20 protein-coding genes, 3 pseudogenes and 1 CRISPR repeat array are annotated in these 23,330 nt (G+C 69.8%); of the genes and pseudogenes, 19 read left to right on the top strand and 4 right to left on the bottom strand.

The window, feature by feature from the left end; translation table 11 throughout:
* The 4 genes and pseudogenes from IE318_RS39045 to IE318_RS39060 form a co-directional block, all read left to right on the top strand.
* A pseudogene (locus tag IE318_RS39045) lies at positions 1-495 on the top strand (hypothetical protein); the annotation flags it as partial.
* Positions 492-1,829, top strand: coding sequence for a replicative DNA helicase (locus IE318_RS39050; protein ID WP_189907650.1), 1,338 nt, complete (start codon positions 492-494; stop codon positions 1,827-1,829). The pseudogene IE318_RS39045 and the gene IE318_RS39050, both read left to right, overlap by 4 nt.
* Positions 1,830-1,831: 2 nt before the next feature.
* Positions 1,832-3,370: a helix-turn-helix domain-containing protein gene (locus IE318_RS39055; RefSeq protein WP_189907651.1), complete on the top strand. Its 1,539-nt coding sequence runs from the start codon at positions 1,832-1,834 to the stop codon at positions 3,368-3,370.
* Positions 3,371-3,520: 150 nt separating this feature from the next.
* On the top strand, positions 3,521-4,093 hold the full coding sequence (locus IE318_RS39060) for a transcriptional regulator (RefSeq protein WP_189907652.1): 573 nt from the start codon (positions 3,521-3,523) through the stop codon (positions 4,091-4,093).
* Positions 4,094-4,576: 483 nt separating this feature from the next.
* On the opposite strand, the gene IE318_RS39065 is transcribed toward IE318_RS39060, so the two are convergent.
* Positions 4,577-5,374 carry an 8-oxoguanine DNA glycosylase OGG fold protein gene (locus IE318_RS39065; RefSeq protein WP_189907653.1) on the bottom strand — a complete coding sequence of 266 codons (798 nt, stop codon included), beginning with the start codon at positions 5,372-5,374 and terminating at the stop codon, positions 4,577-4,579.
* Positions 5,375-5,527: 153 nt separating this feature from the next.
* A CRISPR array of direct repeats spans positions 5,528-7,693; the repeat unit is 29 nt; unit sequence GGGACCATCCCCGCGGGTGCGGGGAGCAG.
* Positions 7,694-7,928: 235 nt separating this feature from the next.
* On the opposite strand from IE318_RS39065, the gene cas3 reads away from it, so the two are divergent.
* The 9 genes and pseudogenes from cas3 to ku all read left to right on the top strand — a co-directional run bounded on the left by cas3 (position 7,929) and on the right by ku (position 18,614).
* Entirely contained in the window at positions 7,929-10,856 is a 2,928-nt protein-coding gene (gene cas3, locus IE318_RS39070; RefSeq protein ID WP_189907654.1) for a CRISPR-associated helicase Cas3', read from the top strand.
* 64 nt (positions 10,857-10,920) lie between these two features.
* The gene (casA, locus tag IE318_RS39075) at positions 10,921-12,543 is read left to right on the top strand and encodes a type I-E CRISPR-associated protein Cse1/CasA (protein WP_189907672.1); all 1,623 of its coding nucleotides are present in this window, start codon (positions 10,921-10,923) and stop codon (positions 12,541-12,543) included.
* Positions 12,540-13,238: a type I-E CRISPR-associated protein Cse2/CasB gene (gene casB / locus IE318_RS39080; RefSeq protein ID WP_189907655.1), complete on the top strand. Its 699-nt coding sequence runs from the start codon at positions 12,540-12,542 to the stop codon at positions 13,236-13,238. Before casA ends, casB begins: the two co-directional genes overlap by 4 nt.
* Complete coding sequence (cas7e, locus tag IE318_RS39085) at positions 13,235-14,428, top strand: type I-E CRISPR-associated protein Cas7/Cse4/CasC (RefSeq protein WP_189907656.1); 1,194 nt, start codon at positions 13,235-13,237, stop codon at positions 14,426-14,428. The genes casB and cas7e overlap by 4 nt, the downstream gene beginning before the upstream one ends.
* The gene (gene cas5e, locus IE318_RS39090; protein WP_189907657.1) at positions 14,425-15,147 is read left to right on the top strand and encodes a type I-E CRISPR-associated protein Cas5/CasD; all 723 of its coding nucleotides are present in this window, start codon (positions 14,425-14,427) and stop codon (positions 15,145-15,147) included. The genes cas7e and cas5e overlap by 4 nt, the downstream gene beginning before the upstream one ends.
* Positions 15,147-15,917 (top strand): type I-E CRISPR-associated protein Cas6/Cse3/CasE, encoded by a 771-nt coding sequence (gene cas6e / locus IE318_RS39095; RefSeq protein ID WP_189907658.1) that lies wholly within the window; start codon positions 15,147-15,149, stop codon positions 15,915-15,917. Before cas5e ends, cas6e begins: the two co-directional genes overlap by 1 nt.
* A gap of 4 nt (positions 15,918-15,921) precedes the next feature.
* Positions 15,922-16,536 (top strand): annotated as a pseudogene (locus IE318_RS45665) (CRISPR-associated endonuclease Cas1); the annotation flags it as partial.
* Between the two features lie 417 nt (positions 16,537-16,953).
* The gene (locus IE318_RS39100) at positions 16,954-17,529 is read left to right on the top strand and encodes a hypothetical protein (RefSeq protein ID WP_189907659.1); all 576 of its coding nucleotides are present in this window, start codon (positions 16,954-16,956) and stop codon (positions 17,527-17,529) included.
* Between the two features lie 164 nt (positions 17,530-17,693).
* On the top strand, positions 17,694-18,614 hold the full coding sequence (gene ku, locus IE318_RS39105) for a non-homologous end joining protein Ku (RefSeq protein ID WP_189907660.1): 921 nt from the start codon (positions 17,694-17,696) through the stop codon (positions 18,612-18,614).
* A gap of 74 nt (positions 18,615-18,688) precedes the next feature.
* Here the strand turns inward: ku and IE318_RS39110 are convergent, their stop codons facing one another.
* Positions 18,689-19,027: a DUF6233 domain-containing protein gene (locus IE318_RS39110; RefSeq protein ID WP_189907661.1), complete on the bottom strand. Its 339-nt coding sequence runs from the start codon at positions 19,025-19,027 to the stop codon at positions 18,689-18,691.
* 60 nt (positions 19,028-19,087) lie between these two features.
* Between IE318_RS39110 and IE318_RS39115 the strand changes: the two genes are divergently transcribed.
* Genes IE318_RS39115 through IE318_RS46730 form a run of 4 tightly spaced genes read left to right on the top strand, consistent with a single transcriptional unit; the run spans position 19,088 to position 20,050 of the window.
* Positions 19,088-19,435, top strand: a complete 348-nt coding sequence (locus IE318_RS39115) for a hypothetical protein (protein WP_189907662.1) — start codon at positions 19,088-19,090, stop codon at positions 19,433-19,435.
* Positions 19,428-19,628 carry a hypothetical protein gene (locus IE318_RS39120; protein ID WP_189907663.1) on the top strand — a complete coding sequence of 67 codons (201 nt, stop codon included), beginning with the start codon at positions 19,428-19,430 and terminating at the stop codon, positions 19,626-19,628. Before IE318_RS39115 ends, IE318_RS39120 begins: the two co-directional genes overlap by 8 nt.
* Before the next feature lie 21 nt (positions 19,629-19,649).
* Positions 19,650-19,805 carry a hypothetical protein gene (locus IE318_RS39125; protein ID WP_189907664.1) on the top strand — a complete coding sequence of 52 codons (156 nt, stop codon included), beginning with the start codon at positions 19,650-19,652 and terminating at the stop codon, positions 19,803-19,805.
* A 32-nt stretch (positions 19,806-19,837) separates the two neighbouring features.
* Entirely contained in the window at positions 19,838-20,050 is a 213-nt protein-coding gene (locus tag IE318_RS46730) for a DUF6193 family natural product biosynthesis protein (RefSeq protein WP_373311411.1), read from the top strand.
* Positions 20,051-20,166: 116 nt separating this feature from the next.
* Here the strand turns inward: IE318_RS46730 and IE318_RS39130 are convergent, their stop codons facing one another.
* On the bottom strand, positions 20,167-20,937 hold the full coding sequence (locus tag IE318_RS39130) for a transposase family protein (protein WP_189907665.1): 771 nt from the start codon (positions 20,935-20,937) through the stop codon (positions 20,167-20,169).
* Between the two features lie 131 nt (positions 20,938-21,068).
* On the opposite strand from IE318_RS39130, the gene IE318_RS39135 reads away from it, so the two are divergent.
* Together IE318_RS39135 and IE318_RS39140 are read left to right on the top strand one after the other, a co-directional pair.
* Positions 21,069-22,076, top strand: coding sequence for a hypothetical protein (locus tag IE318_RS39135; RefSeq protein ID WP_189907666.1), 1,008 nt, complete (start codon positions 21,069-21,071; stop codon positions 22,074-22,076).
* Positions 22,077-22,464: 388 nt separating this feature from the next.
* A complete protein-coding gene (locus IE318_RS39140; RefSeq protein ID WP_189907673.1) occupies positions 22,465-23,241 on the top strand; it encodes a hypothetical protein in 777 nt (258 codons plus the stop codon).
* Here IE318_RS39140 and IE318_RS39145 read toward each other — a convergent pair.
* Positions 23,233-23,330, bottom strand: a pseudogene (locus IE318_RS39145) (transposase family protein); the annotation flags it as partial. The gene IE318_RS39140 and the pseudogene IE318_RS39145 overlap by 9 nt on opposite strands.

Consider the following 23,330-nt stretch of genomic DNA (forward strand, 5'->3'; position numbering starts at 1 on the left):
TCCCCCTACCCCCTCACTCGCCCCTCGAGGTCGCTTCCGTCACAGAGGGAGGAGGAGCCGAAGTTCTCCCCGGAGGAGATCACCGCAGCGACCGAGTTCCTCCAGCGCATGCAGCGCTGGCAGGCAGGCGCGACGACGGCCCGCCGGTGCGCGCCCCGGCTGCTGCGCGCCATGCGCACCCAGGGCTGGCCGTCATTGACCGAGATGGACGACGCCCACCGGGTCCTGCTGGAAGCGGACATCCTCAAGAACACCGGGGGCGCCGCCTCCTGGACCAAGTGCCTGCCGGGCTGGGTCGACGACCTGCGCCTGTACGCAACCGTGCACCCGCGCACAGCCCCGTCCGAGGTCAACGGTGCGGCCGTGCGCGCCGAACTGGTTGCAGCCTGCACTGCCTGCGACCCGAACGGCTGGGTGCTGGACGACGACGATGACGCGCCCATGCGCCGGTGCGCGCACCCAGGGGTCGCTGTGGGAGCGGGGGCGCGGCAGTGATCGACGAGCAGCTTGCAGTGTCCAGCCCGGAGGCCGAGTCCCGGGTGCTCGGAGCCTGTCTTATGGCTACCCCGGCCCACGATCCGGTGGCAGAGGCCGCGCGGTTCCTTGAGGACGGTGATCTGGAGCCCGCCAATGAGCTGGTGTGGGCGGCGATTCAGCGTCTGCATGGGGCGAGCAAGCCGACCGGGCTGCCGATGGTCGAGGCTGAGCTGCGGCGTGCGGGTGAGCTGGAGCGCGCCGGCGGCGCGGTGCGGTTGTCGCAGTTGGCGATGGAGGCGTGCGGGCCTGGTGAGGTTGGCTACTACGCGGACCTGGTCCACGGCTACGCTGCGCTGCGCCGCTACCAGGCAGCGCTGGCGCGGGCGGTACAGGCGTCCCGGCTGACGGCGCCGACCGACGTGCCGGAAGCGATCCGCGCGCACCAGGCCGAACTCGACGTCCTTGCCCTGGGCGATGGTGAAGCGGATGCCCACTTCGGCAGGCTCGGTGACGACCTCGACGAGCACCTGCGCATGCTGGAAACCCCGATCGAGGCGGCGGCCGTGACCGGGCTGGTCGACCTGGACCACGTCGTCAAGCTGCGCTCTGGCAATATCGTCGTCGTGGCCGGCCGTCCCGGCATGGGCAAGAGCGCGCTCACCCTCGGCATCGCCCTCGCCAACGCCGCCTCCGGTCGTCCGACGCTCGTGCACTCCATGGAGATGGGCAAGCCCGAAGTCCTCAACCGGGTGCTGGCCGCCCGTGCCCGCGTCGGCCTGCACCACCTCATGGACGGCGGCCCCGCCATTGAGGACGGCGACTGGACCCGCATGGTCCGGGTGCTGCCCGAACTGTCCGCGCTGCCCCTGTGGATGGACTACGCCGCCCGCTTGACTCCCAGCCGGGTCCGTCACCGCATCAAGGCCCTGACCCGTGAGGCCGGGCGCTCCCCGCTGGTGATCATCGACTACCTGCAGCTCATGTACACCGATCAGCGCAACAGCCGCCAGTCGCCCTACGAGCGGGTCTCCGAGATCAGCCGGGAGCTGAAGGTGATTGCCGAGGAAACCGGCGCGGTCATCATCTGCTGTGCCCAGCTCAACCGGGGCAGCGAGCACCGTGAGGGCAAGCGCCCGGCCGTGTCGGACCTGCGGGACTCCGGACAGATCGAGCAGGACGCCAGCGTGATCATCCTGCTGCACCGCGAGGACTACTACGAGCCCACCAGCGAGCACGCCGGCGAAGTCGACCTGATCGTCGGCAAGAACCGCAACGGCGTGACCACAACCGTGACCGTGGCGCACCAGCTGCACTTCGCACGGATCCGGGACATGGCCCGGGAGGACGGCTGAGGATGAGTGACTTCCAGGCGATCGATGCCCTGCTCGCCGCCACACCAGCCGACCGGACTCCGCTGCCGCCCGCCGAGCAGCGGCGCCAGTTGCGCGAGGGGCTAGGCCTGTCACGGGCGCAGGTGGCCCGCGCTCTGGGCGTGAGCCCGTCGACGCTCGGCGGGTGGGAATCAGGCCGTGATCCCAGCGGCGACGTCCGAGAGCAGTACGTGTACTTCCTGCAGCAGGCCGGGGAGAAAGTCCGCAGCCGGACCGCCACCGAGCCCCCGGCTCCAGCCACGCACCCAGCGCATGCCGCGCCGATGGAGTCGGGGGAGCTGGGCGGGGACGACGGCGAGGACCTGGTCCAGCTCGTGACTCCGGCGCCGTGCCTGCTGTGCGGGCAGCCAGCACAGTTCGCGCTGGCTGGCGTGCCGCAGCACCTGGACACGGCCGAATGCAACACCGCATCCAGCACCCCACAAACTCCAGCCACGCCCCCGCAGCCCGAAGCCGCAAAGCAAAAGCCGCCTGCTACCCGCCGCACCGCGGCCCGCACGGGTGACGTGCCGATCGTGCCCAAGGGACGCCGGGCGCAGGCCGCCTCCGACACCCCCGACTTGATCGGCCAGGCTGTTGCGGCCGCGCTCGCTCAGTATTCCGGCGACGTCGAAGCGGCGACTGCGGCGCTGGTGAAGCGGGCGATCCCGGATGCGATGGCGCTGCTGGACGCCACCCGCAAGGGTGGCCGCTACGACGTGGTCGCCCACCCGTGGGTGCCGGACATTCTGCGCAAGCCGACCGCCCACGGCGCGGACCAGATCTGGGAGGCCCGCCCGAAGTGGACGCGCCCGCATCTGCCCGCCGGCCAGCACGAGGTGACGGCCCTCGACATCAACGGCGCCTACCTGAGTGCGCTCAAGACGCACCTGCCGATCGGGCAACTGGAGCACTCCACCGGCAACCACCACGACCGGCGCCGCGCCGGGGTCCATCTGATCACCCCGCCGGTGTGGGAGCACGACGCCGTACTTCCGAACCCGCTCGGCAGCCGCGACGAGCCCGGCCCGCTGTGGGTCACCGAACCCACCCTCCGCCTGCTGCTGCGTCTGTCCGGCCCCAAGTACGGGCTGTGTGACCCGCCGGAGATCCACGAGTCGTTCACATCCGGCGCGACGGAGAACCTGCTGGAGAAGTTCCGCATCGCGCTCAAGGACGCCCGCGACGCGGCGATCGCCGCAGGCGACGAGGTGACGCTGGAGTACGTCAAGGCGATGTACTCCAAGTTCGTCTCGACCATGGGGGAGTCGAACTACAACCGGGAGCTGTACCGGCCCGACTGGATGCACATCATCCGCTCCCAGGCCTTCGCCAACCTGTGGTGGAAGGCTCACCGTGCCTTCGACGAAGGCCTCATGGTCGTCCGCGTGATGGGCACCGACGAACTGCACGTCATCGGCGATTGGCGGGCCGTCTTCCCCGAGGGCCGCGGAGTCGCCGAGGTGAAGATCAAGGACGTCTACAGCGTCGGCACCGACCCCGACCACACCAACAATCCCTGATCACCACCCAGGACCAGCACACCCCTGTGGAACGTCCTGAGCGGCCCACACGAAGCCGATCACCCGTCCCGGCGGTAATCTCCCTGCCGACGACGGTGATCGGCCCTCACAGTCCCGTACAGAGATCCACAAGCCAAGGAACCAGAGACCATGCCCGAGCGGAACATCGAGTTCGGCAAGTACGGCGCACGCGGCATCAAAGGCCACGAAGCCGTCGCCCGCCAGCTGGACGCCCTCGCCGGCTACATCGCCACCCCCGTCACCGCCCGACGCGGCCTGCTCGCCCGCCTGCACTACCTCACCCGCACCGACCACGCCCAGCAGCGAGCGCGCGAGGCCGGCCTGGCCGTCACCGACCGCACCCTGAAAGCCTGGCTGGACGGCAAACGGTCGCCCTCGAAGGCCAACCTGGAGCGGATCGAGCAGGCCTACCGCACGGTGCGGCGGGAGAACGTCGCCCGCTACCTGCTCGCCCGCCTCAACCGAGAGGGCCGCGGCACCCGGGTGGAGATCCACCCGCTCAACCAGTCCCAGGTCGACCGACCCCGCCAGCGCGTCGTGGAGTTCCGAACGTTGAACGTGCGCCGCTGGGACCAGATCGTGCAGGCCTGGTCAACTGGCGATGATCAGGGGTTGGACGATGCGTGGGTGGACCAGATCATCGACCTCGGGTCGCAGTGGGGCCAATACGAGTACGTCACCACCGTCGGCTTCGCAGCCTGACCTTGGGACCGTACCTGGGGGTAGGGCCAGGACCCGATGCGCAAGAGCGAAATCTGGAGCAAGGACCATCCCCGCGGGTGCGGGGAGCAGCCGCCGCGGTGTCTGGTCGTGCTCGCTATGGCGGGACCACCCCTGCGGGTGCGGGGAGCAGTAGGCGAGCTGGCGGGACTTGGGCACGCCCTTGGGACCATCCCCGCAGGTGCGGGGAGCACAGACGAGTCCCAAGAGGTCGAAGTACCAGCGGAGGACCATCCCCGCGGGTGCGGGGAGCAGGAGTACTGGATCTCGACGCCGTAGAAGTGGGCGGGACCATCCCCGCGGATGCGGGGAGCAGCGCCCCGAGATGCGGCACCATCCCCCCACTGGGGACCATCCCCGCGGGTGGGGGATGAGTCCTTTTCCTGTACGGGGCCGATGACCGGCAAGGGACCATCCCCGCAGGTGCGGGGAGCAGCAGGCCGAAGACCCCAATGCATGATTTTTTCAGGCCATCGGATCCCAAACGCCCTGGAAGAGAGCTAGTTCGAGCAGGTCCGGGCTTGGATTAGGCCCCCCGATCCCAGATGATGCAAGCTGTCCGGCTGCGGCAGTCATCCAGTGCAAGTACACCTCGTAGCGGTGTGGGGTCCATCCACTGTCAGACCAGATCCAGGCTGCGACATCTGCCGCGGACGCCAGCCCCATACTCAGCCCGACCCGTGTGGCGTGAACGCGCAGGACGCGCGCAACTCTCTGGTCCAGGATCAGAGCCCGAGGGGCGCTCTGAACGTCCATCGCCAGGCTTAGGAAATAGAGGAACTTGGTGAAGAATGCCGGACCCAGTCCCCTGACAGCTCCGTGCAGAACCCGGTATGCGGCAACCGCGCTCCCCTCGCGAAGGGCCGCGGCCGCCTGCGCCAGCGCATGGACGACGTTCGGCTCCGTCAGGATCTCCTTGAGGCGGTGGGAGCCGTACCCGGTCCGGCCCTGCCCCCACACGTACGAGGCAACCAGAGCCTCATGCCAGTCTCCGCGTTCAACCGCCGCTCGCGCGGCTGCCACCACCTGGGCACGACTGATCACGGCGACCGATGCCTGGGTTTGTACAGAGAGTTGGTCAGGCCATGGCTCGATGCCGGCCCACTTCACGGGAACGTACTCCACGGCGTGATCGCCGACGCCGGACACGTGTGGTGCGCCGGATCTGGACAACCACCCGTCTACGGCGCGCACCGCGGACGCCGGCAGTAGCCGTTCCATCAACTCGGTGTCCAGTGCGTCCGCGAGGTCCTGTCGTCTCACTCTCGTCCCTCCCCCAGTCCAAAGCTCTAGACCATGCTGACAGTGGCCACTGACAAGGACACGGCAGAGGCGCCAGCCAATCCGTCGCGGCAACCAGTGCACCCATAACCCTCCATGACAGGGCCCGTCCAGCCGGCTGGGATGATCAATGCCGGGACCATCCCCGCGGGCGCGGGGAGCAGTCGTCGCGCCAGATGCTGTCGATCCGGCCCACGGGACCATCCCCGCGGGCGCGGGGAGCAGGCCGGCATCAACCTGTGGCACGGCATCAACGCGGGATCATCCCCGCGGGTGCGGGGAGCAGAAGGTCTTCTGCGTCCGCCGCAACAAGACCCCGGGACCATCCCCGCGGGCGCGGGGAGCAGTCGACTTCCACCGTGCCGGTTCCGTTGAGGTAGGGACCATCCCCGCGGGCGCGGGGAGCAGCGCAGGTCCAAGTCGATCGTCGCCATGTACTCGGGACCATCCCCGCGGGCGCGGGGAGCAGCTGACCGGGCAGCTGTCCGGGTCGCAGATCCAGGGACCATCCCCGCGGGCGCGGGGAGCAGACCGTGCTGGTCATCGCCTCGGCCTCGTAGGCGGGACCATCCCCGCGGGCGCGGGGAGCAGGACTCGGGCATGACTGTCCCCCGGACACTGTAGGGACCATCCCCGCGGGCGCGGGGAGCAGCAGCACCTTGCGCTTCAGCGCGGCGAGGCGCCGGGACCATCCCCGCGGGTTCGGGGAACAGAAGGCGTCCATCGACCCCAACGGCGTTGGCACGGGACCATCCTCGCGGGTGCGGGGAGCAGTCGCCGGGCAGCGCGACCGAGTAGCCGGTGGTGGGACCATCCCCGCGGGTGCGGGGAGCAGACCACAGTTCAGGCGGGAGGTCACCGAGAATAGGGACCATCCCCGCGGGTGCGGGGAGCAGCTAACCATGCAACGGGGTTGGGAATACAAGATGGGACCATCCCCGCGGGTGCGGGGAGCAGTGGCGCACAACGGCGCCGATCCACTCGCCGCCGGGACCATCCCCGCGGGTGCGGGGAGCAGTCCGTGGGGTGCAAGGCGTCGGCGCCGACGTAGGGACCATCCCCGCGGGTGCGGGGAGCAGAACGAGCAGTGGCAGCGAAGAGCCTTGCAGGTGGGACCATCCCCGCGGGTGCGGGGAGCAGGCGCGTCCGTCGAACCTGGACAAGACGCAGCAGGGACCATCCCCGCGGGTGCGGGGAGCAGTCGAGGCATGTGGGGCAGCCGAGCCAGTGGTCGGGACCATCCCCGCGGGTGCGGGGAGCAGGGGACGGGCCGCTCGTGCTGCTCGTCGAGGATGGGACCATCCCCGCGGGTGCGGGGAGCAGTGCAGGCGCACCATCTCGGTCATCGTCAGGTCGGGACCATCCCCGCGGGTGCGGGGAGCAGCCTCTCTAGGTGTTGATCCGTCGCCTACCAAAGGGACCATCCCCGCGGGTGCGGGGAGCAGAACTGGGCGATGGTGATGCCGGCGCCCTGCTCGGGACCATCCCCGCGGGTGCGGGGAGCAGGCTGCCCGGTGTACGCGGTGAGCTGGTCAGGGGGGACCATCCCCGCGGGTGCGGGGAGCAGCCGGGCGGGTACTCGAGTTGGCCGGTGTCCTCGGGACCATCCCCGCGGGTGCGGGGAGCAGACTCGTGTTCTCCAAGAGCTTCTGCTTGTCCCGGGACCATCCCCGCGGGTGCGGGGAGCAGGTCGACGGCGAGGTCGCTACCTGGCCGGACCTGGGACCATCCCCGCGGGTGCGGGGAGCAGATGGCCTTGCAGGGCTTGCAGGTCCGCTGGTCGGGACCATCCCCGCGGGTGCGGGGAGCAGCTCCGTAGCCACGCGCCCATGCCCTTGATGCCGGGACCATCCCCGCGGGTGCGGGGAGCAGGCAGATCGACAAGACCCTGCAGGGGCGCTGATGGGACCATCCCCGCGGGTGCGGGGAGCAGCGTTCCGTTCAGGGTCGGCGCGGTCGGCGCCTCGGGATCATCCCCGCGGGTGCGGGGAGCAGCGCGGCGTTGATACCGATCGTCTCGCCCAGCCGGGACCATCCCCGCGGGTGCGGGGAGCAGCCGAGGCCTCGGGCGGAGTGTGTGGCCATATGGGGACCATCCCCGCGGGTGCGGGGAGCAGGGCCCGTATGTCGTTCGCGGACACCTCGCCGCGGGACCATCCCCGCGGGTGCGGGGAGCAGGTCGCACGTCTCGTTGTAGCCGTACGGGGAGAGGGGACCATCCCCGCGGGTGCGGGGAGCAGAGGTACTCGCCGCCGTACTCCGGCCGCTGGTGGGGACCATCCCCGCGGGTGCGGGGAGCAGACTGCGGGACCTGTAGGTTTACGGTGCAGGGGGCGTTGTTTTCATGAGTTTCGCCGAGTCCGGCAAAAGGTGCATATGGTTCCTCTGGGTTCCTGCCGCGGAGGCCTGACCCAAGATCGAAATCTTAGGCTCGTTTCTGTGTCAGTGTCGGCGGCCTGCTCTGGACTGACACTGGGCTCTCCCGACTTTCTTCATATTGGCTTCACGCTTCATCTACATCCTGTATGTATCTGGCATGACAGGCGAGGGGGGCGCCCGGCTGGGGCTTCACGCCCGGCTGGGCGGGCCGGCGTTGAGCGTATGGGCCAAGCACGAGCGTGATTCCGACGGATGGCTGCCGTTGTGGCGGCATATGGAGGACAGCGCCGCCGTAGCCGGGCGGTTGTGGGACGAGTGGCTGCCGCTGTCGGTGCGGAGGCTGATCGCCGGCGAGCTGCCTGGTGGGGAGGTGGATGCGCGACGGCTGGTGGTGTGGCTGGCCGGTGTGCACGACATCGGGAAGGCGACGCCGGCGTTCGCCTGCCAGGTGGAGCAGTTGGCGCAGGTCATGCGTGGCCATGGGCTTCAGATGCGTTCTCGGCAGGCGATGGGCGCGGACCGGGGGCACGCGCCGCATGGGCTGGCCGGGCAGGTGCTGCTGGGGGAGTGGCTTCAGGAGCGGCACGGCTGGACGGTCAAGCAGGCCGGGCAGTTCACGGTTGCGGTAGGCGGGCATCACGGGGTGCCACCCGAGCACGGCCAGATCCAGGCGCTCGACGGGCACCCTCATCTGCTGCGCACGCACGGGCCGAGCCGGACGCTGTGGAAGCGGGTGCAGGAGGAACTACTCGACGCCTGCGCGGATGAGTTCGGCGTCCGGGAGTGCCTGGCGGCCTGGCGGGCGGTGAAACTGCCGCAGCCGGTGCAGGTGCTGCTTTCGGCGCTGGTCATCGTCTCCGACTGGATCGCCAGCAATCCCGACCTGTTCCCCTACTTTCCTGAGGATGTACCCCGCACGGGCCCCGAGCGCATCGCGGCCGCCTGGCGTGGACTGGACCTGCCGGGCCCGTGGCGTGCCAAGGAACCGGTCGGGGATGTGCAAGAGCTGTTCGCGTCCCGGTTCGACCTTCCGCCGGGGGCGAAGGTCCGGCCGGTGCAGGAGGCGGCTGTCGACCTGGCACGGGGAATGGACGCGCCGGGACTGATGGTGATCGAGGCGCCGATGGGGGAGGGGAAGACGGAGGCCGCGCTCGCCGCCGTCGAGGTCCTTGCCGCGCGGTTCGGGGCCGGCGGTGTGTTCTTCGCGTTGCCGACGATGGCCACCGGCAACGCGATGTTCCCCCGCCTGCTGAACTGGCTCGACCGCCTGCCGGCCCCCGAGGGGACTCGCTACTCGGTACTGCTCGCCCACTCCAAGGCTGCTCTCAACGACGACTTCGTCGATCTCATGGGTAAGGGCCAGCGGATCGCCGCGGTCGACGTGGACGGATTCGAGGAGCGTGAATGGCGGCCGACGAGCCCTACCCGTTCCGCTGCGGCCGAACTCGTCGCCCACGCGTGGCTGCGGGGGCGGAAGAAGGCGATGCTGTCGTCGTTCGTCGCGGGCACCATCGATCAGCTGCTGTTCGCCGGGCTCAAGAGCCGCCACCTGGCGATGCGTCACCTCGCGATCGCCGGGAAAGTCGTCGTCATCGACGAGGCGCACGCCTACGACACGTACATGAGCGTCTATCTCGACCGGGTGCTGTCGTGGTTGGGTGCGTACCGGGTGCCGGTGGTGGTGCTGTCCGCGACGCTGCCGGCCGGTCGGCGAAGGGAGCTGGCCCAGGCGTACGCGGGGAAGGCCACCAGTGAGACCGCGGCCTCGTTCGACGCTGTTGCCCAGGCCGGTGACTATCCGCTGTTGACGGCGGTCACTCCCGGGGGCGCGCCGGTCATGCGAAGGCCTGCGGCCTCGGCCCGCGGCACGGACGTCGAACTGGAGCGGCTCGACGACGACGTGGACCTCCTCGCCGACCGGCTGGAGAAGGAACTCGCCAATGGCGGCTGCGCCCTCGTCGTACGCAACACGGTACGCCGTGTCCTTGAAGCAGCGGCTGCGCTGCGGGAGAGGTTCGGGGAGGCGAACGTCACCGTCGCGCACTCGTGTTTCATCGACGTCGACCGTGCTGCCAAGGACGCCGGCCTCCTGGATCGCTTCGGGCGGCCGGGCAAGGCCGACCGGCCGCAGGCGGCGCACATCGTCGTCGCCAGCCAGGTCGCCGAGCAGTCCCTGGACGTCGACTTCGACCTGCTGGTCACCGACCTCGCCCCGGTCGACCTGCTGCTGCAGCGCATGGGGCGCCTGCACCGGCACCTGCGCGGCGGCGAGGAACAGACCGACCGGCCCCAGCGGCTGCGCCAGGCACGCTGCCTGGTCACCGGCGTCGACTGGAGTGCCCCCGTGCCCGCGCCGGTGCGCGGCTCCCTCGCCGTGTACGGGGCGTATGCGCTGCTGCGTTCCGCTGCCGTCCTGCTGCCGCACCTCGACGGCGGCCGGGAGCGCCCTGTCAGGCTGCCGGCGGACATCAGTCCCTTGGTGCAGCGCGCCTACGCCGACGAGCCCGACGGCCCGGCCGGCTGGGCGGAGGCGCTCGAGGCCGCCCGCGCCCGCCATGAGGAGCACCGTGCGGACCAGGCCGAGCGGGCCGCGACGTTCCGGCTGGATGCCGCCGCCCGCCCCGGCCGGCCGCTGTTCGGCTGGGTTGCAGCGGGGGCCGGCGACGCGGACGACACCCGTCAGGGGCGGGCCCAAGTACGCGACAGCCGCGAGAGCCTGGAGGTCGTGGTCGTGCAGCGGCGCGCCGACGGCTCCCTGGCCACGGTGCCGTGGCTCGCACCCGACCGCAAGGGCCGCCCCCGCGCCGGGCTGGCACTGCCCACGGATCAGGTGCCGACCGCTCGGGCGGCCCGCACCGCGGCAAGCTGCGGACTGCGGCTGCCGATCCAGTTCAGCTACGCCGACGTCATGGACCGGGCGATCGACGAGCTCGAGGAACTCCACATTCCGGCCTGGCAGGTGAAGGCCAGTCACTGGCTCGCCGGGCAGCTGATCCTGCCGCTCGACGAGGACTGTCAGACCCACCTGGCAGGCTTCCAGCTCCGGTACAGCCCCAGCGACGGCCTTGAGGTGACCCGTGCCTGAAACCGACCAGAACAACAGCGGCGGTGTGCTGTCGTTCGACCTCACTGCCCGGCCGTGGATCCCCATGCTCAGAGTCGACGGCAGCCAGGACGAGCTGTCGCTGCGTGAGGTGTTCGAGCAGGCGCACGACCTGCGGCGCATCGTCGGTGACCTGCCCACGCAGGAGTTCGCCCTGGTCCGTCTGCTGCTCGCGGTCGCACACGATGCACTCGACGGGCCGCAGGACATTGACGCGTGGGCGGAGTTGTGGGCGGACGAGGACTGCTTCGCGCCGGTCGGCGCGTATCTCGAGGAGCACCGGGGACGGTTCGACCTGCTGGACGCTGAGGCGCCGTTCTTCCAGACCGCAGGTTTGCGCACGGCGAAGGACGAGGTGTTCTCCCTCAACCGGATCGTGGCCGACGTTCCCAACGGAGAACCGTTCTTCACTGCCCGTATGCCCACCGTCGAGCGGCTCACCTTCGCCGAGGCAGCCCGCTGGGTCGTCCACACACACGCCTACGACACCTCCGGCATCAAGACCGGCGTTCAGGGCGACAAGCGCGCCAAGGGAGGCAAGGTCTACCCGCTCGGCGTCGGCTGGGCCGGGAACCTGGGCGGCGTCTTCGTCGAAGGCCGCACTCTGCGTGAGACGCTGCTTTTGAACCTGGTGGCCGCCGACACCTCCAACCTGGCCATCGATGAAGCGGACGCGCCGGCATGGCGCAGGGAGCCGTGCGGCCCGGGCGGCGCCGAGCGTGCCCCGACCGGTGTGCGCGATCTGTACACCTGGCAGACGCGGCGCCTGCGGCTCCACTTCGACGACAGCGGCGTGCACGGTGTCGTCCTCGGCTACGGCGACCCGCTCATTCCGCGTAACCGTCAGCACCGGGAGCCGATGACTGCCTGGCGGCGCAGCAAGCCTCAGGAGGCAAAACTGCGCCAGAGCCCGGTTTATTTGCCGCGCGAGCACGCTCCCGAGCGTTCCGCATGGCGGGGGCTCGGCGCCCTGGTCTCCACTGAGGCGGGCACGGCCGGAGGGCCGGAGCCTGCCGGCTACCTGCGGCCGGGGATCTTGGAGTGGGTGGCCCGCCTGGTGACGGAGGGAGAGCTGGAGCGCGGCTTCCTTGTCCGGGCCCGGATCATTGGCGCACGCTACGGCACGCAGCAGTCGGTGATCGACGAGATCGTCGACGACCGTGTGGCCATGGCCGTCGTCCTGCTCCACCAGAGGGACCGGCGCTACGCCGAGCAGGCCGTCGCGGCCGTCGGCGATGCCGACCTTGCGGTCAATGCGCTCGGTGACCTCGCCACCAACCTGGCCCGCGCGGCCGGCACGGAGATGGAGGGGCCCCGCTCCAGCGCACGCGATCTCGCCTACGGACTCCTCGAGGCCCCCTACCGGACCTGGCTGGCCCATCTCGCTGACACCGACGACCCTTACGCCAGGCGCACCGACTGGCAGCAGCAGGTGTACGGGATCGTCGCAGGACTCGGCGACCGGCTGATGGCCGCGGCCGGGGACGCAGCGTGGCAGGGCCGGATCGTCCAGCTCAAGCACGGCACCGAGTGGCTCAACTCTGCGCTTGCCGGCAAGTGGTTCCGCGCCGCTCTGTACAAGGGCCTGGGACGCCCTGACTCCTCCGACATGCCGCCGGATGCGGACGCAAGCCCGGCACCCGAGACCACCGTGAAGGCACCCGCATGACCACCCTCACCGCAACCGTCACCCCGCGCGACCGGGTCGCCCGGCTCGCCGCAGCCCACATCACCGCCCTGCAACGGGGCTACCTTGCTGATCAGTCTCATGCCGTAGCGGCCCTCGCCCGGCTGAGGCGCGGCGCCGGCCGGGAGGCCGGGCAGCTGCCGGATCTGTGGGCCCTGATCGACACCGGCCCCCTGCACGAAACCCCGGAGGGTGCCCGGCCGCTGAGCGAGAGCGAACTGATCCGGGCCGAGGACGCCCTGCACGTCGCGCTCACCCTCTACGCACTGCACCAGCAGTCCCGCCGCTTGGGCATGTACCAGGCCGACCGGCCAGGCCGCAGCCGGGGCCTGGGAGCCGCGGTGCGCCGGCTGATGCAGCCCGGCGAGATCGACGAAGGCGTTCACAAGCGCCTGGTCAGGGCCGGCACCGCCCCCGACCTGGCCGTCCTGGCCCAGCGGCTGCGCGACATCATCGTCCTGCTGCGCCGAAAAGACATCGAGCTCGATCACGCCCTGCTCGCCGGACAGCTCTACACCTGGCAGTGGCCCGGCGGCGCGGACACCGTGCGCAGGGAGTGGGGCCGTTCCTTCCACGCCTGGCACGACAAGCCCCACGGCAGCGCTCCCGCCTCCGCCGGCCCGGCCGCCGGCTCCGCCACGACCAGCACCACGGACACCGACAAGGACGCCTCGTGAACCGTATCTTCCTCGACGTGCACGCCCTGCAGACCGTCCCGCCCAGCAACCTCAACCGCGACGACACCGGCGCGCCGAAGACCGCGGTGTACGGGGGAGTACCGCGCGCCCGCGTCTCCAGCCAGGCATGGAAGCGGGCCACCCGTACGTACTTCAAGGACGAGCACCTGCTGGACGCCAGCGAGCTCGGCGTACGGACCAAGAAGATCGTGGAGGCGGTCGCCGCCCGGATCACCGCCCTCGACCCCTCTCTCGCCGACGACACCGCGCTGCGCATCGCGGACGAGACCGTGAACGCTGCGGGACTGAAAACCGAGGTTCCCAAGCGCAAGGCGGCCGCGGCCAAGGACGGCGAGCCGGAGGCGGCACCCCAGTCCAAATACCTGGTGTTCCTCAGCGCCCGCCAACTCGACGGCCTGGCCCGCCTCGCCGTCGAGGGCGCGGCCGACATCAAGGAGTTCTTGAAGGACAAGGAGAACAAGGGCCGGGCCAAGCAGATCGCGGACACCCTCCACTCCGTCGACATCGCCCTGTTCGGCCGCATGGTGGCCGACGACGCCGACATCAACGTCGACGCCGCCGTCCAGGTCGCTCACGCCATCAGCGTCCACCGTGTGGACAACGAGTCCGACTACTACACCGCCGTCGACGACGAGAACACCGACGCAGAGACCGGCGCCGGCATGATCGGCACCGTCGACTTCAACTCCGCCACCCTCTACCGCTACGCCGCTCTCGGCGTCCACCAGCTCGCCGCCAACCTCGGACAGGGCCTGCGCGACGACGAGCCGCGTACCGATCCGGTCCGACGGGCCGTTGAGGCCTTCGTCCACGGCTTCGTCGCTTCCCTGCCCACCGGCAAGATCAACACCTTCGGGCACCACACGCTGCCCGACGCCGTGATCGTCAAGCTGCGCACCACCCGGCCCGTCAGCTTCGTCGCCGCCTTCGAGGACCCGGTGCGCGGCGAGACGGGCGGCTACGTCCGTGAGGCATCCGAGCGCCTGGCCGAGTACATCCCCGACATCGAGCGCGCCTACGGCGACGAAGACTCCACCCTCACCTGGGTGCTGCGTGTAGGCCCGAACACCCAGAAACTCGCCGGGATCGGCACCGAGTCGCCCAACATCACCGACCTCGTCACCGCCGTCGGCCAGGCCGTCGCCGAGCGCCTGGACAAGCCCGCATGAGCGTGCTGACCCTCCGGCTCGCAGGCCCCCTGCAGTCCTGGGGGGCCTCGGCCCGCTTCGCCCGCCGTACCACCGAGTCCGCCCCCACCAAGAGCGGCGTCATCGGCATGCTCGCTGCCGCAGCCGGCATCGAACGCGGCAACGACGACAGGCTCAGGCCGCTGGCCGCCCTGCGGTTCGGCGTCCGCATCGACCAGCCCGGCACCCGGGTACGGGACTTCCACACCGCCCATCACGGCGTCACCGGAAAATCCATGCCGCTGTCCGAACGCTTCTACCTCGCCGATGCCGTGTTCGTCGCCGCCCTCGAAGGCGACTACCCGCTGCTCGCCGACCTGCACGCAGCCCTGCGCGCCCCGGTGTACGCGCCGTTCCTCGGCCGGCGTTCCTGCCCGCCCGCCCTCCCTGTCGAGCTCCACCTCCGCGACCACGGTGGTCTGCAGGACGCCTTGCGTGAGGAGCCCTGGCAGGCCTCGCCCTGGTATCGCAAGCAGTACCGAGGCCAGGACGAGGTCGAACTGACCGTGCTGCGTGAGGCGGACGAGCACGAGCAGATGGCCGCGGACACCTTGCGCGACCAGCCGCTCAGCTTCGCCGCCGAGCACCGGCGCCACACGCTGCGCACCCAGGTCAGCGACAGCGTGCTTATCCCCAACCCGTCCGCCCGGCAATTGCCCCGGCACGACCCGTTCGACGCCCTGGACGAAGAGAGCGCCTGATGTTCCTCACTCGCTTCCGCGTGAACACCGCGCGGCCCGGTGCCCGCCGCCTGCTGTCCTCACCGCAGGCCATGCACGCGGGAGTCATGTCGTCCTTCCCGACACTGCTGCCCACCGACACACCCCCATCAGGCGGCCCGCGCGTGCTGTGGCGGCTGGACCACACCACCCGCGCCGACGTCATGCTGTACATCGTCAGCCCCGACCGGCCCGACCTCACCCACCTCGTCGAACAAGCCGGCTGGCCCGCCGCAGCCGCCGCCGACCCGGCCCAGCCGGGCTGGCAGAGCCGCCCCTACGGCCCGCTCCTCGACCGGCTCGCCACCGGCGAGAGGTGGGCGTTCCGCCTCACCGCCAACCCCGTCCACCACGCCCGCCGCAAGGACGACGAGCCGACCAAGCGCACCGCACATCTCACCCCGGTGCATCAGATGGGCTGGCTCCTCAAACGTCAGGAAACATGCGGCTTCCGCGTACTGGAAAAGGCAGACGACAAGCGACTGCTTCCCGGCGGCACCACCCACACCAAACAGCCCCACCACGGCGACCGGTACGAACTCACCGTCCGTGACAAGCGTGCCCTCGCCTTCGACAAGTCCAAAAGCAGCGGACGCCAGGCACCCGTCAGCCTGGTCACTGTCACCTTCGACGGCCGCCTCGAGATCACCGACCCGCAAGCGCTGCGCCGCGCCCTGACCCAAGGCATCGGCAAGGCCAAGGCATACGGCTGCGGCCTGCTTACCCTGGCACCACTGGGCAAGACAGGGTGAGACGGTGACCACAGTCTCCCGGCGCACCGCACTCACCCCGCGCCAGCTCACCCGCACCGGCGAACGGCTGTCCTTCATCTACCTCGAACACTGCACCGTGCACCAGGACGCCAACGCCATCACCGCCGAGGACGCCGACGGCACCACCCACATCCCCTCAGCAACCATCGGCACCCTCCTCCTCGGACCCGGCACCCGCATCACCCACCAGGCCATGAGCGTCCTCGGCGAAACCGGCGCCGCCGTCTGCTGGGTGGGGGAACAGGGCGTGCGCTACTACGCCGGCGGCCGCGCCCTGACCCGCTCCTCCGCGCTCGCCGAAGCACAAGCCGCGCAGTGGGCCAACATCCGAAGCAGGCTCGCCGTCGCCCGCGCCGTGTACCGACTGCGCTTCCCCGACGAGGACCCCGCCAGCCTCACCCGCCAGGAGCTCCTTGTCGTGAAGGCATACGCGTCAAGGACTGCTACCGGGCCCAGTCCGCCCGCACCGGCGTCCCCTGGCGCGGCCGCCGCAACACCCCTGGCGACTTCACCAGCGGCGACCCGGTCAATCGGTGGTCACCGCTGCCGCGCGTGTACGGCATCGCCCACGCAGTCGTCCTCCCTCGGCTGCGGCCCCGATGTGCCTGGGCTGGGCTCCTCAGGTGGGCGGACGGCGCTGTGGAGGTGCTCCCCGCGCCCGCGGGGATGGTCCCAACGGCCTGCTGGACACCGGTGAGACCTTCCTGTGCTCCCCGCACCCGCGGGGATGGTCCCACCCGCGACGGCGGCCCCTACAACCTGAACTGGTGCTCCCCGCGCCCGCGGGGATGGTCCCTGGGCCGCAGCCGGGATCGGGCAGACCGGGCCGTGCTCCCCGCGCCTGCGGGGATGGTCCCTTCGCTCTCACCTGGACCGACCCCGACGGGCAGTGCTCCCCGCGCGCGCAGGGATGGTCCCGACAAGGCCCTGCCGGCCGCGGTCAAGTTCAGGTGCTCCGGCCCGCCTGCTGGCGGCCGAGGCAGGGCACCCCATCGGGCAGGCTGCGCAGCGCAGGATGGAACAGACCCTGCAGGCGGCTCTGGCCGATCCGGCGGCAGCGGAGAAGTGGTCCTCCGGCCGACTCGTCAGAGCCCTCGCCCCTCCCATCGGTTTCACCGCGGCTACGGCCGCGGTCAACGAGACATCCGCCCGGCCGGCTGCCGACCCCCACCGGGCGCGCGCAAAGGAACCGCTGTCGAAGCCAGAACGCTCCGACGTCGCTCTCGCCGGCAAGGCCATCCGCAGGCACCGCCACACGGACGAAGCGAGAAGGAAGCCGGCGCAGGCGCAGCGGGAGGCGGAAGCAGCCGAGCACTACGCCCGGCAACGGGAGGAAGAGCATGACCAGGCCCAGGCGGAGGTCGAGCGCGCCGAAACCGCCTTGCGGGAACTCCAGGAGCGCGCGACCGAGCTGGCTCAGCAGCTCCACGCTACGGTCGAACTGCGGCGCCGCATGCGAAACGACCTGGACCAGGCACGCCAGCGAGCCGCACAGACAGACCAAGCTGCACAGCAGGCCCGCCACGCCGCGGAGACGGCACGAGCCCGAGCCGAGGGGAAGAGCCGCAGCAACCATCGCCAGAGCCGGTGAGAGGCGGCCGCATAGCCAGGCCAGGCCCCATACCGCCGCAGCGCCGCAGCTCGGGCGTCACCCCGACGGAACGCTCCTCATAGTGCGGGGGCGGCTGTGCGTGGCGTGCCGTTTGTGCTGTTCGTAGGCTTGTTGGTGCTCGGGGCTACTGCGGGAGGTCTGCCATGCCCCGGGGCATCTGGAGCGGTGCGATCAGCTTCGGGCTCGTGACCGTGCCGATCCAGGTCCAGTCCGCCACGGAAGATCACTCGGTGCGTTTTCACCAGTACCACCTGTCTGACCAGGGCAGAATCCGCTACCGGAAGGTGTGCGAGCTGGAGGGCCGCGAGGTCGGCGAGCCGGAGATCGGCAAGGGCTACGAGGTGACCAAGGACCTGGTCATCCCGGTCACGGATGAGGAGCTGCGCCGGCTGCCGCTGCCGACGGCGAAAGCGATCGAGATCGAGACCTTCGTGCCGGTGGAGTCCATCGACCCGATCCGTATCGGCGAGGGGTACTACCTGGCCCCGAGCGAGGGGGTGGCCGCCAAGCCGTACAAGCTGCTGGTCAAGGCTCTGAGCCGGTCGTCGCGGGTGGCGGTGGCCAAGTGGGCCTGGCATGGCCGTGAGCGGCTGGGACTGCTGCGCGTGCGGGACGACGTGCTCGTCATGCACGTGATGCGCTGGCCGGACGAGATCCGCGACCCTGCCCAGCTGCTGCCGCCGCCCGTGGAGGTGAGTGAGGACGAGATCAAGGGCGCCCTGGCGCTCATGGACACGATGACCGTCGACGCTCTCGAGGGCCCCGACTTCGTCGATCACTACACCGAGGCGCTGGAGCAGGTGATCGAGGCCAAGCGCGAGCACCGCGAGCCGCCGGCCGCGCCGGAGCCGGAGGCCGAACCCGGCCGGGTGCTGGACCTGATGGCCGCGCTGAACGCATCGGTGCAGAAAGCCAAGCAGGCACGCGGCGAGGGCCAGGAAGCTGACGTCCACGAGATGCCCGCGCCGAAGAAGAAGGCGACGAAGAAGCAGCCCGCCAAGAAGACGGCCGCGAAGAAGACGACGGGGAAGAAGACGGCCGGCCGCCGGCCGCGGAGCGCGTGAGGTGGAGCAGGCGCCGGGCTGGCGCCCCATGCCTCCCAAGGGATGTCTGGTCACGCGCCCGCCGCCTGTCAGGCTCAGCCGTCCAGGTAGCCGAGGGTGGCGTCGGGCCGGCAGTGCCCGCACGCCTCGACGCCCTCGCTCAGTGCCCGAAGGGCGACGTCCCGAGGCACGGCCTTCCAGCGTTTGCCGGCCATGTGGCAGCCGCCGACGTGCACAGCGAGGGGCGGCGCACTGCGGTTGAGGCTGCTCTCCAGGATCCAGTCGGGTATCGGCGGCCGGGCCTGCTCACCTCGGCGCCGCTCCTGCTCGCGGCGTTCGGCGTCGGCGATCTGCCGCCGTACCCGGTCCAGGGTGAGGACCAGCCATGTCTCCAGAGTGCGGAGACGGGGCAGGTCAGGCGGCAGATCGGTCACACGTTCGATTCTATGGCCGGGATGGAAGACTGCAATCCAGGGGGCCGGAAAGGAGCAGGCATGGCGATCGACGACGTGTTGCACCGCCTCGGCGTGGCCCCCGCCGGCCTGGCCCCGGCGCCGGTCCGGCATGTCCACCGGGAGGCGGCAGCCCGTGTCGGCCGGAGCCCGTGCCCGTGTGCGGGCTGTGGTGAGCCGGCCCGCGTGACGGGCATCATCGACGGTCCCGGTTACGGCCGCCGGTGGCTGGACCGCTGCCGGGACTGCTTCCTGGCCACCGTCGACCTGGAGCCGTCCCGGGTGCCGGGCACGGTCGACGGGATCGTCGCCGACCTGCGTGCGGCCGCCGCCGAGGCCGGGGTGGAGCTGACCGTGGTGATCGACGACAGGGGCGGCTGCCGTGGATGAGGCGCATCGGTTCCACCTGACCGTGACCGCATCCGGCCGCCTGGTGATGCAGGGCTGGTGGGAGAGCGAGACGACCGCCCGCCGCAAGTTCACGTCGTGGGTGGGGGAGTACGGCAGCATGCCCGGCGCCCGCATCACCCTCACCGATGAACAGCAGGGCAGCGTGCTGACGACATGGCCGGGCGAGGGCTGACCGCCTGTCATGCTGTGCGCCGTGACTTATCGCCCCTACCCTGCCCGCGGCCGCGCGTTGCGGCAGATCCTGCGCCGGCACCGCAACGAGCTGCCGCCCGGCCTGCTGCCACCCGTGGCGCCCCTCGAGGAGCAGGGGCCAGCCGGTGAATACCGGCTGTCGACGCGCCGCCGCTAGGCCTGCGCTGGCACGATTCCTGCCGGAACTGCATGATCGCCGGATTCAACCTCATCGGCACCCTAGGAGACGGCCGGTACTACGTCGAAGGGCCGAGCCGAACCAGCGCGCGGATCGCCGAGACAGACAGCGCGCACGCTGCAGTAGCGATGGTCGTCAATCGTCTGCCATCACACTGCGGCCCGGCCTTCATCGGCAACGCAGAGGAACTGGCCGCCTACGAGAGATCGCGGGACAACAGGTAGATCCGAGCCGCCGACTTCGCGTCGGCAGCTCAGTAGGCACCTTTGAAGACGGGCCCTAAAGGGTGTTGCAGAAGGCCGTGTTTTCGCAGGCCGGCGCGGTGTACGGGGGTGTGTGGTCATGCGGCGAGGGCGAGGTTGTGCATGCGGGCGACGGCCTGGACGGCGTGGTGGAGGCCGTCGCCGCGCTGCCGGCAGTCGCGGAGGATCTTGTAGTTCTTCATCCGGGAGAAGGTGTGCTCGACACGGGCGCGGACCTTGCGATGGGCGGCGTTGTCCTCCTCCTCGCCCTTCAGCAGGGGCCGGCTGGGGCGTTTGCGGTGCGGGACGATCAGGCCGGTGTTGATGTAGGCGCCGTCCCCGAGGACAGTGACGCCCCGGCAGTGCTCCGCGAGGCCGGAGTCCCGCCAGGCTTTCGCATCCGCGGTGGTGCCGGGCACCGGGCGGGCCGCGGCCACCACCAGACGGGTGTCCGCGTCCACGATGACCTGCACGTTCGCCGAGAACCGGTAGTTGCGGGAGGAGGCACCGATCTTGCGGTCGCGGACCGGGACGAGGGTGCCGTCCACGATCCACAGCCGGTCGGCCGTGTCGGCGGACGCGCGGGCCGGCTCCAGCGCGAGCAACGGGCCGAGCCGCTGGATCACCCGGCACACGGTCGCCGGCGACACCCCGAACAGCGGGGCCATCTGCCGCATGGTGAGGTTCGTCCGGTAGTACACAGCCACCAGCAGCACTCGTTCGGCCAGAGGAAGCCGCCACGGACGGCCCCATCCACACCCCTCGCCACCGCGTTCCCGGACCGCCCTCAGCAGCCGCCCGAACTGGTCAGCCCGCAGCCCAGTGAACGTCTCCACCCACACCCGATCAGCCGTCAACACCCCAGCCATACAAGGGAGATGCCCTGCTCACGGCCTTCTGCAACACCCTTTAGTACGGCGGCGAGTACGGGCTGTCGCTGCTGCCAGGGTCGGAGGCCGCGCAGGACTACGACACGAACCAGGGCGGCGGCGTCCGCTCGGTGTCGCTCGGGGCGGGCCTCACCGGCTTCTCCGTGAACCTGCTGGTGGTCGACGACCCTCATAAGGACCGTGCGGAGGCCGAGTCGAGGAAGATGCGGGAGAAGGTCCATGACTGGTGGTCGTCGGCTGCGCTGAAGCGTCTCCAGCCGGACCGCAACGCCGTGGTGGCGATCCAGACCCGCTGGCACCCGGACGATTTCGCCGGGCGCCGGCTGGAGGAGGACGGCCGCCTGGAGGAAGGCGGCCGGTGGAAGGTCGTGCACCTCCCGGCCATCGCCAACCCGTCCAAGTTCGGGCCCGATCCGCTCGGCCGGCAGGACGGTGACCCGCTGCCGCACCCGAAGATTCCGACCAGGAACAGGCGGAAGCTGCTGGCGTGGTGGGCGGACGTGAAACGCACGTCGACGGTGCCGAACTGGCACGCCCTGTCGCAGGGTGACCCGCAGCCATCCGAGGGCGCGCTCGTCCCCCGGGACCTGCTGCGGTCGATCCGCGACGGCATCACCGTGGTGGAGCCGCAGAAGATCGCCGTGTCGATCGCCCCGTCCGGCGGCGGCCGGGACACCGCGGGCGTCATCGGCGGCTTCCTCGGCGCCGACAACCGTGTGTGGATCACCCACGACAAGACGAAGGCCATGTCGTCGGCCGAGTGGTCCCGCACCGCGTGCCTACTCGCGCACGAGACGAACGCCGGCGTGATCTACGTCGAGTGGAACTACGGCCGGGACATGTGCACGCTTGCGATCGGCACTGCCTGGAAGGCGCTGCAGGAGGAGGCCCGCATCCCCAAGGGCAAGCTGATGCCAATGATCGACGCCGTCAGCGCCAAGCAAGGCAAGCTGCTCAGGGCGGAGCCGATCGCGCAGCAGATGGTGGAAGACCGCATCCGGCTGCGCGGCGCGTTCGTCGATCTGGAGAACGAGTGGGCGACGTGGCAGCCCACCGACACAGACAGCCTCGGCCGGATCGACGCCTCCTGTGTCCTCGTGTACGGCCTGATCCCGTAGGTCAACCAGGGTGCCATCGTTCATGCGCCGCTGCCGACGTCGCCGCAGCCCGGCACGTTCGGGCGCGGCCGTCCACCCGGCGGCACAGCAGCGGCGTACGGACGGAGGATCGGGAAGTAAGCGTCTGGCTGTTACCGATCCGGGCCCTCGCTGATCCCGATAACATTTTGCAGCCGAGAAGCTGGGGGTACGCGTGAGCGATGACCAGAGTGGTGAGACCAGGCAGCCGCAGACAGGGCCCAGTCGATGGACTCGTGGGCGGCAATGGGTGGTTAGGAGAGGTCGATTCGTTGTTGACACAGTTGATCCCGATACGGTTGGACAGGCCAGAAGGACACGGTTAGCGACATGGGCCGTCCGCGGAGTTCAACTAGTGGTTTTCTCTGTCGTGACCACTGGCGTTGCTCTTTTTTGGAACGGGTGCACCGCGAACAAGCAGGCCGCGATCGATGACGATGCCCAGAGTGCTTTGAACGCCAAGCATGGATATGTTCATGCATTGATCCGGCCCATGTCCGAGGGCTCGTACTCGGCCCCTTACCGTACTTTCTCCAAGACAAGGCTGACATCGCGTCAAGTCAAGGGAATCAACCGCGGTGAATACACGGCCGCAGTAGTCAAAAACGGCGTGCAAGCTGTCGGTTTCGGTCGTGGAAGCGGCGACCAGTACGGTCAGGTCTACTTCGTGGATCTCGTTAGCGACAGCAGCTCGATGGTAACCGTGACCGATATTGACGCAGTAAACGTTAAGTGCCGTAAATCGGAGATGGTTGCCGAGGTTGAAACGAGGGGAGAAGGGGAAACGGCGATCAAGGGGTTGGCGTACGAGCTGCAAGGTCACCTGGGAAAGGTGAACGGGTTCATTTCGGATGTCGACGACCCGAAGTGGGGCCAGCAATATTTTGACCACCACACAATCACTCTTGGGGGCGGGGCGGATGCTCAGACGTTGAGTATCTTGGGTGTTGCCAAGGCCGGCTCATACTGCACTTGGGACTTGCAGGCCAGATTTACGACAGATGACGGCCAGGACCATCGGGTAAAGATCAACGACAAACCGCTCGTCACGGAAGGTGGCCCCGATGCAGGTGCGCAACACGCCGAGGTTCTGGTCCAAAATCTCCTTGATTGGGCTTGTGCTCATGGAAAGGGTCATTGCGGCTGACTGCTGAGCCAGGAGCGGGGCGAGCTGCCGCATGGTGAGGTTCGTGCGGTAGTACACGGCCACCAGCAGCACCCGCTCGGCCAGCGGAA

Source organism: Streptomyces spiralis (assembly GCF_014654675.1).
Classification (GTDB): domain Bacteria; phylum Actinomycetota; class Actinomycetes; order Streptomycetales; family Streptomycetaceae; genus Streptomyces; species Streptomyces spiralis.

What these genes read in the sequence shown, in the direction of transcription:
- IE318_RS39130 (WP_189907665.1), bottom strand. Translation starts at nt 20,937, where the DNA reads ATGGCTGGGGTGTTGACGGCTGATCGGGTGTGGGTGGAGACGTTCACT.
- IE318_RS39100 (WP_189907659.1), top strand. Translation starts at nt 16,954, where the DNA reads ATGGAACAGACCCTGCAGGCGGCTCTGGCCGATCCGGCGGCAGCGGAG.
- cas3 (WP_189907654.1), top strand. Translation starts at nt 7,929, where the DNA reads ATGACAGGCGAGGGGGGCGCCCGGCTGGGGCTTCACGCCCGGCTGGGC.
- cas5e (WP_189907657.1), top strand. Translation starts at nt 14,425, where the DNA reads ATGAGCGTGCTGACCCTCCGGCTCGCAGGCCCCCTGCAGTCCTGGGGG.
- IE318_RS39055 (WP_189907651.1), top strand. Translation starts at nt 1,832, where the DNA reads ATGAGTGACTTCCAGGCGATCGATGCCCTGCTCGCCGCCACACCAGCC.
- casA (WP_189907672.1), top strand. Translation starts at nt 10,921, where the DNA reads ATGCTCAGAGTCGACGGCAGCCAGGACGAGCTGTCGCTGCGTGAGGTG.
- IE318_RS46730 (WP_373311411.1), top strand. Translation starts at nt 19,838, where the DNA reads ATGATCGCCGGATTCAACCTCATCGGCACCCTAGGAGACGGCCGGTAC.
- cas6e (WP_189907658.1), top strand. Translation starts at nt 15,147, where the DNA reads ATGTTCCTCACTCGCTTCCGCGTGAACACCGCGCGGCCCGGTGCCCGC.
- IE318_RS39115 (WP_189907662.1), top strand. Translation starts at nt 19,088, where the DNA reads ATGGCGATCGACGACGTGTTGCACCGCCTCGGCGTGGCCCCCGCCGGC.
- ku (WP_189907660.1), top strand. Translation starts at nt 17,694, where the DNA reads ATGCCCCGGGGCATCTGGAGCGGTGCGATCAGCTTCGGGCTCGTGACC.
- casB (WP_189907655.1), top strand. Translation starts at nt 12,540, where the DNA reads ATGACCACCCTCACCGCAACCGTCACCCCGCGCGACCGGGTCGCCCGG.
- IE318_RS39060 (WP_189907652.1), top strand. Translation starts at nt 3,521, where the DNA reads ATGCCCGAGCGGAACATCGAGTTCGGCAAGTACGGCGCACGCGGCATC.